The sequence below is a fragment of the Microcoleus sp. K5-D4 genome, from assembly GCF_036704575.1.
In the GTDB taxonomy this organism is placed as follows: Bacteria; Cyanobacteriota; Cyanobacteriia; order Cyanobacteriales; family Microcoleaceae; genus Microcoleus.
This window is the reverse complement of sequence record NZ_JAUBSD010000098.1, coordinates 1-5,406: the sequence shown is the minus strand read 5'-3', so window position 1 is coordinate 5,406 and position 5,406 is coordinate 1. Positions and strand designations below refer to the sequence as shown.

General features: G+C 44.5%; 6 protein-coding genes. 5 read left to right on the top strand and 1 reads right to left on the bottom strand.

Annotated elements, in window-relative coordinates:
- Positions 1 to 303 precede the first annotated feature (303 nt).
- The gene (locus tag QUA77_RS24200; RefSeq protein WP_333453003.1) at positions 304 to 1,170 is read left to right on the top strand and encodes a DUF6745 domain-containing protein; all 867 of its coding nucleotides are present in this window, start codon (positions 304 to 306) and stop codon (positions 1,168 to 1,170) included.
- A gap of 163 nt (positions 1,171 to 1,333) precedes the next feature.
- Here QUA77_RS24200 and QUA77_RS24195 read toward each other — a convergent pair whose 3' ends face one another.
- Entirely contained in the window at positions 1,334 to 1,540 is a 207-nt protein-coding gene (locus tag QUA77_RS24195) for a DUF6887 family protein (RefSeq protein WP_333453001.1), read from the bottom strand.
- 288 nt (positions 1,541 to 1,828) lie between these two features.
- On the opposite strand from QUA77_RS24195, the gene QUA77_RS24190 reads away from it, so the two are divergent.
- The 4 genes from QUA77_RS24190 to QUA77_RS24175 all read left to right on the top strand — a co-directional run.
- Entirely contained in the window at positions 1,829 to 2,122 is a 294-nt protein-coding gene (locus QUA77_RS24190; RefSeq protein WP_333082178.1) for a hypothetical protein, read from the top strand.
- 211 nt (positions 2,123 to 2,333) lie between these two features.
- Positions 2,334 to 3,197, top strand: a complete 864-nt coding sequence (locus tag QUA77_RS24185; protein WP_333453000.1) for a DUF6745 domain-containing protein — start codon at positions 2,334 to 2,336, stop codon at positions 3,195 to 3,197.
- A gap of 38 nt (positions 3,198 to 3,235) precedes the next feature.
- On the top strand, positions 3,236 to 4,972 hold the full coding sequence (locus QUA77_RS24180; RefSeq protein WP_333452998.1) for a leucine-rich repeat domain-containing protein: 1,737 nt from the start codon (positions 3,236 to 3,238) through the stop codon (positions 4,970 to 4,972).
- A gap of 38 nt (positions 4,973 to 5,010) precedes the next feature.
- A partial coding sequence (locus tag QUA77_RS24175) for a leucine-rich repeat domain-containing protein (RefSeq protein ID WP_333452996.1) occupies positions 5,011 to 5,406 on the top strand: 396 nt, incomplete at its 3' end.

Sequence of the window (5,406 nt, the reverse complement as noted above, 5' to 3'; positions counted from 1 at the left end):
ATCACACCCCTGCAATCTCTGACTAATTTAAGTGATTTGCGTCTGAACAACAATCAAATATCAGACATCACACCCCTGCAATCTCTGACTAAATTGAGAGAGCTTTTGGTAGACTTTACACCCCAACAGGAGGCTCTTATGGAAGCCTCTCGTCAAAAGTGAGAATTTCTCGCCAACTCTACCGAACCCATCTCTCGCCCCAAAGCCGCAGCCGCCGTTAAAGCTGCCTACCAGGCTCTGGATTTAGAAGCCCCAGAAATAATTTTTTGCAGCAGCCCCAACGGAGCATTCGCACAATTACAAATGCTGAAAGAGTCACTGAAGAAAACAGACTCTATCGAGCGACTTGAGAAACAGGTAACAGACGCGCTGCGCTTCCTTTCCGAAGCATTGCCGCACGAAGCACTTTCGGAATCAATTATATGGGAGCAACAGCTAAAAGAACAATTCAAAGCAGAATTTTCCGACTATAAAAACTACTTCAAAGCAGACTTTTCCGACCAATACTATAGCAACGACTCAAGGTCGATAGTTACTCCGAAATACTTGTTTGATGCTGTCGCTCTTGCTGAATTATCTGTTGCTGGCTTTGGCATTGTACTCAAAGCAGAGGCACAAAATGCTTTTCAGTGCCTGAAACAGATTTTAGCAGCAGAATGCGGCTGGATTGTTGTGTTTGAGAATGTCTGCTATGTGTGCTCGCACCCAACCAAACTCTCCCTCGACAGCGAGCACCGCCTCCACGCAGAAGGGGAACCTGCACTGGAATTTGCCGACGGTTACAAACTCTACTCTTACCACGGCGTAACCTTGCCCGAAAAATACGGGCAAATTCACCCCAATCAGTGGGAAGCTAGCTGGATTTTAGAAGAAGACAATGCCGAATTAAGGCGAGTCTTAATTCAGGGAATTGGTTACGGGAAAATTTGCCAAGAATTTCAAGCAACAGATTTAGATACTTGGCAAGAATACACGCTGCTAAGAATTGATTCTGATATTGATGGCTTCAATTCACATGAAAAAGAGCCAATCTACTTGTTAAAAATGACTTGTCCGAGCACGGGATTCATTCACGCTTTGCGGGTGCCGCCACAGATGCAATCAGCGAGGGAAGCTATTCGCTGGGTGAATTGGGATGTCGATTATGAGGAGTTTTCCGTGCAAACTTAAAATCTTCGGGAAGTTAGAAACGTCGTTGATAAGATAAGAGTCGGCGGTTGAAACCAGGTCTACACAAACGATGTTTCTCTCTAAGAAACTGAACATTAAACATAAGAGTCGGCGGTTGAAACCGCATCTATACACACGAAGTCCACTCCAAGCGGACTGAAGACTAACTGTTATATTCTTTCATTTGCTGGCGAATAGCTGCCTCAATCTTAGTATCGAAATCCGGATATCCCATTTTCGTGAAGATTGAATTCGATCGCCTTTTGCGCCTGTCTAAGTAGGCTTGCAGTGCTGCTTTATCCCCGCGATTTTCCAGGAAATAACGCTTCAATTCTCGATCGCCCATTCCTGTATAATCAACTTGGCTCATTGTAAATTAACCGTAATTCATGTAGGGGCCCGTGAGCCAAAAATCTTTCATTCACATCGACCATATCTATAAACCCGCCCTCACCCAGGCGACTCGAAACAGGCGTGTATTATAGCATTCCTGTTTGCGATCGCACTTTCACTTTCCAAGATAACGTCTGTCAGTGCAGCAAAGAGTTATGGAATCTGGTTTGTGGCTCTTGACAGCCATGTATTACGAATGTAATATAGAGTTGCGGTAGAAAAGCTCGACTGATCGACACCAGCAAACAAATTTTAGAAAAAACCTATGCAACCCATCCGACAAGGCGATGTAATTCTCACCCCCGTACCGAAAATCGAAGGAGAAAAAAAACCTCACCTAACTCTCGCCGAAGGTGAAGTCACCGGACATTCTCACCAGATTATTGAGGGACAAGCTGAACTCTACGAAAAAGACGGCACTCTGTACTTGCGGGTGCTTTCACCCACAGCTTTATTGAGTCACGAAGAACACCAGGCGATCGCAATTCCCGAAGGTAATTGGATGGTGCGAATTCAGCGCGAATATGAGCCCCAAGGTTGGAGGTATGTCGCAGACTAAGGTTAAAAAACTGACGCCTGAACAAGCTGCGGAAACAATTAAATCGGCTTAAAGTGCGATCGGCCTCAAAGCACCGGAAATCATTTTTGTCGATCGCCCCTACGAAGCTGCTGATATAATCCTCAGTCGAGTTGACAATCCCAGCAGCAAACTGCGGAGCGAATTCGAGAGAAAACTTCGCAGCCAGCTAGAAAAACAACTGCCAGGTTATTTGGGGAGTCAACTAGAAAGCGAACTGCAAAGCCAACTGCAAACTCAACGGTCAGCTCGACTTTATACTCAACTGCAAACGCAAATGTGGGAGGCGCACCGCAATTATTTAGCTGGCTTCATAGCAAGCGAATTGCCACCGGAAGAGGTGTTCAATGAGCCGAGTCGAGACTTTTACTGGCAAAAATTAGGAAGACAACTATTCAGTAATTGCATTCAACCAGTATTGTGGGCTGCTTATGGCAGTTTCTTGGGTTTTTGCATTTCCGTTCTAAATTTACCTCATTCCTACGCCAGAAATTGGATTGTTTTTCAATCCATTGTCCGGGATTGCGGCTTGATTTATCCCTATGACAAAGTTTGCAGTGTGTGCGAAAAGCCGTTAGCGAAGCCCTCGAAGAGGATCGCACTTTCCGCAGACAGCAACCACCGCTTGCACGCCGAAGGAACACCAGCGGTACAATTTGCCGGTGGTGTTTCGATTTACGCCTATCACGGCGTGATTTTGCCCGAATGGTACGGTAGGCTGCACCCACACCAGTGGCAGTCTAAGTGGGTGTTGAAGGAACAGAATTCAGAAGTTCGGCGCGCGTTAATTCAGGGAATTACTTACGATCGCATTTGTCAAGAATTAGAGGTGACAGAATTAGATAGTTGGCAGGAATACACTCTATTAAGCATCGAGTTTGACGATGATTTTGATCGGGAGGGTAATGCAAAGCCAGTTTATTTGTTAAAAATGACCGGTCCGAGCACGGGACACATTCACGCTTTGCGAGTGCCGCCAAATGTGCGATCGGCTCAAGAAGCAATTCGCTGGGTAAATTGGGGAATCAATCCAGAGGAGTTTAGCGTACAAATATGAAAAACTGACATTTTACAAAACTTGAATCAAAATTTACAATGCCAGAACAACAAGCAAACCAACCACTTAATTTCAGTAGCTTTGCCGATTGGTGCTTGCACAAAAATAGTCTTTCAGAATCGGCCAGGCATACAGTTGAGATGCTGTTAAAACAGGCTGGCACTTGTGACTGCCATGAAGCCAACCGGGTACTTTCAAACTTTACTGAACTGCATCTCCCCTCCAATAAAATTACCGACATAACTCCGGTATCGAGATTCACCAACCTGACCAGACTGCATCTCGAAAACAATCAAATTACCGACATAACTCCGCTGTCGGGACTCAACAACCTGACAAGCCTGCATTTGGAAACCAATTCAATTACCGATCTCACTCCGCTGTCACCACTCATCAACCTGAGAAGCCTGCATCTCTGCAACAATCCAATTACCGACATTACTGGGCTGTCGGAACTTACAAATCTGACGAGACTGTTTCTCTCCAACACTCCAATTACCGACATCACTGGACTGTCGGCACTCACCAATATGTTCATACTGAATCTCCACAACAATCAAATTACCGACATCACTCCGGTTTCGGGACTCACCAAGCTGACCAGACTGATTATCTCCAACAATCAAATTACCGATATCACTCCGCTGTTGGCACTCACCAACCTGCCGGAAATTTATCTCTACAACAATCCAATTACCGACTTAAATCTGCCGAAGGAACTTACACAAAAGTACCTTACCCTCAAGACTGCGCCAATCAATTATGAAAAAGCTACAGAAGCAGTGAAAAAAATATATGCAGCTATTGGTCTACAAGCACCAAAAGTTATTGTTTGCAGCAGTCCGCAGGTAGCTTCAAAAAAACTCCTCAAACCACTCAAAAATTACAATATATCGCAATATAAAAAATCTGGAAAAGCGGCGGAAATTTTAGGTTATGGTAAGTCATTGTTGAAGGAATTATTTCAATTAGTGGATGCAGTATCGTCGGCTCTGACATTGTGGAATTGTCTGGGGAATATAAGAATATTAGAGCCGGATAGCGATCGAATACTTCTGGCAGAATTTGATGAATTGGTAAAAAATTACCGAGAATGGCTGGGAGCTAATTTTCGCTCATATTCTAACTATCTAGAGCCACTAACCCCTACCAATCTGCTGAAGGAAATCCATGTGACTGAATTTTTTATTTCTAAATTTGGTGTCACTCTCGACCAAAAAGCACAAGAACTACTTCGCTGCAAGAAACAGTTGTTAGAGCATTGCGGTTGGATATTGCCGTTTGAGAAAATTTGCGTAATTTGCGACAGGCCCATTCACCTGGGCTTTGACAGCGAAAATCGGCCGCACGCTGAAGGAGAACCGGCGATCGGATTTGCAGACGGCTACAGTTTATACTTTCACCACGGCGTTAAATTACCCGAAAAATATGGAAAAGTACACCCCAATTTGTGGGAAGCACAATGGCTTTTATTTGAAGAAAATGCCGAACTGCGTCGATTGTTAATTCAGAGAATTGGTTACGCTCGCATTTGTCAAGAATTAGCGGTGACTGAATTAGATAGTTGGCAGGAATACACGCTGTTAAGCATGGAGTTTAACGATGATTTTGATCGGGAGGGTAATGCAAAGTCAGTTTATTTGTTAAAAATGACTTGTCCGAGCACGGGACACATTCACGCTTTGCGAGTGCCGCCTGATGTGCGATCGGCTCAAGAAGCAATTCGCTGGGTAAATTGGGGAACCGACCCAGAGGAATTTAGCGTACAAACATGAAAAACTGACATTTTACCAAACTTGAATCAAAATTTACAATGCCAGAACAACAAGCAAACCAACCAATTAATCTCAGTAGCTTTGCCGACTGGTGCAAGCACAAAAATCGTCTGACAAGAGAGGCAAGGCATACAGTTGAGATGCTGTTAAAAATTGCTGGCACTTCTGACTGCGATGAAGCCCAGAAGGTACTTTTAAACCTCGCTGAACTCCATCTCGACGAGAATCAAATTACCGATATAAATCCGCTATCGGTACTCTCCAACCTGACCGAAATGTCTCTCGGCAAAAATCAAATTACCGACATAACTGGGCTGTCGGGACTCACCAACCTGACCGAACTTTCTCTGGGCGACAATCAAATTACCGATATAACTGGGCTGTCGGCACTCACCAACCTGACATCGCTGGGTCTTGGCAACAATCAAATTACC

Excerpts from the sequence above, each read along its gene's own strand:
- QUA77_RS24200 (WP_333453003.1), top strand. The coding sequence starts at position 304 with ATGCTGAAAGAGTCACTGAAGAAAACAGACTCTATCGAGCGACTTGAG.
- QUA77_RS24195 (WP_333453001.1), bottom strand. The coding sequence starts at position 1,540 with ATGAGCCAAGTTGATTATACAGGAATGGGCGATCGAGAATTGAAGCGT.
- QUA77_RS24190 (WP_333082178.1), top strand. The coding sequence starts at position 1,829 with ATGCAACCCATCCGACAAGGCGATGTAATTCTCACCCCCGTACCGAAA.
- QUA77_RS24180 (WP_333452998.1), top strand. The coding sequence starts at position 3,236 with ATGCCAGAACAACAAGCAAACCAACCACTTAATTTCAGTAGCTTTGCC.